The sequence below is a fragment of the Streptomyces sp. NPDC042336 genome (genome assembly GCF_055581985.1).
On the sequence record NZ_JBVJEA010000087.1, the window covers coordinates 1,542 to 2,989 of the forward strand.

The 1,448-nt window shown below is 71.1% G+C and carries 3 protein-coding genes; all 3 read right to left on the minus strand.

Annotated elements, in window-relative coordinates:
• The coding region (locus tag ACZ6IM_RS42460; RefSeq protein ID WP_469564599.1) for a hypothetical protein at positions 1–523 on the minus strand (523 nt) is incomplete at its 3' end.
• 41 nt (positions 524–564) lie between these two features.
• Positions 565–1,023: an XF1762 family protein gene (locus tag ACZ6IM_RS42465; protein ID WP_469564601.1), complete on the minus strand. Its 459-nt coding sequence runs from the start codon at positions 1,021–1,023 to the stop codon at positions 565–567.
• The coding region (locus ACZ6IM_RS42470) for a TraM recognition domain-containing protein (protein ID WP_469564604.1) at positions 1,020–1,448 on the minus strand (429 nt) is incomplete at its 5' end. The genes ACZ6IM_RS42465 and ACZ6IM_RS42470, both read right to left, overlap by 4 nt.

Sequence of the window (1,448 nt, forward strand, 5' to 3'; positions counted from 1 at the left end):
CCTCGGCGATGAGTTGCCGGTCTTCAGCGCGCGCCGAGAATGAGGCGAGGCGTCGGGAGAGCCGTCGCGCTACGGCGCGATAAGTGGTGGCCGCTTGCTGCATCTCGACACCGGCACGGCGAAGCTGATCACGGCTGGTCGCCGGGGTGGGATCGGCGTCCTTGTACAGCAGGATCTCGGTGCGGTGATGGATGGCGAGGTTGCACAGGGTGGCGGCGAGGGAGATCTGGGAGCAGGCGCCGGCGAGGAGCGCCAGGTTGTCGGCCCCGTCCTTCATTGCGGGGTACTGGCTGACCGACAGGTCGTGCACCTGCCGCGTGCACTTCATCGCCAGCTCGTGCACCCGCAGGCTCAAGGGTGCGATCTCTCGGACGGGCTTGGCGATCTCGCCCTCCCGGATGCGTGCCGCCTCCACGGACAGCTCCTTCAGGGCGGGGGCCACCTCGCCGAGAAGGCGGGTGTGGTCGGTCAGGTCGACGGTGTGCAGGACAACTCCGGGAGGACGCGGGGCGGTACGGGGCAAGGTGAGATGGTCGGTCCGTTGCTGTGCAGGAACGGGCTCGGTCACAGGGCTTCCCACAGCAGGCGGGTGACGTGGTCGTTGCCGTGGCCGGCTCGTGGGCGGGCCGGGGTGTGCCATCCGGCGCGGGGCGGCCGGCTGGCGATCACGCGCCACCCGGCGCCGCGCAGGGATGCGCCGCTCTCGCCGTCCTGCGTGTAGGTGATCAGCCGTCGGTAGCCGAGGGCCTTCGCCACCCGCCACGCGGCACCGTAGAGCAGTGAGTTGGCGTTGCGGGCGCCGTCGCTGGCGGTCCGGGTGACTTCGAGGGTGGCGCCGTCGTCCAGGTGACGGGCCACCGGCCTGCCGACGATGGCCACGGCGCGCAGCGTGCCCCTCTCGTCGGCGGCGCCGACCGCGAAGATCTGTCCTGCGGGCGGCGGGTGGTGACGGTGCCAGGTGCGCACGAAGTCCTTCGCCTCACGGGAGCGGACCGGCACCAGGTGCAGCGGTATGTCGCTCACGCGGCCGTCCCGAAGTCGGACTGTGTCGGCGCGTGCTTCGCGACGGCGCGAGCCGTGATTGCCTTCGAAGCGCGGGCGGACGCCGCGGACAGTTCCGCGGCTCCTGGCTCTCGGTACCACGGCCGCAGGTCGAGCATGGCGGCGCGCATGCCGGTGGCGAAGCAGAGGGCGGTGCCCTTGGGCAGGGCGCGGATCGCGTCGGCGGGCAGGATGCGTTCCTGCCGCATCGACACCGACGTGCTCTTGCCGGACTCCGAGTGCGAGGTCGATGTGGTCTCGACGTCGTGGTCGCCGATCAGGCGGGAGAGCTTGTCGGCGAAGTCGGGGTCGTCGATGCCGGAGCCGATGACCTTGACGGTCGAGGCGGACCACATGGCGTCCATGCCCGCGTCTCCCCAGACCTTCTGGCCCTGGCGGTAGGACTG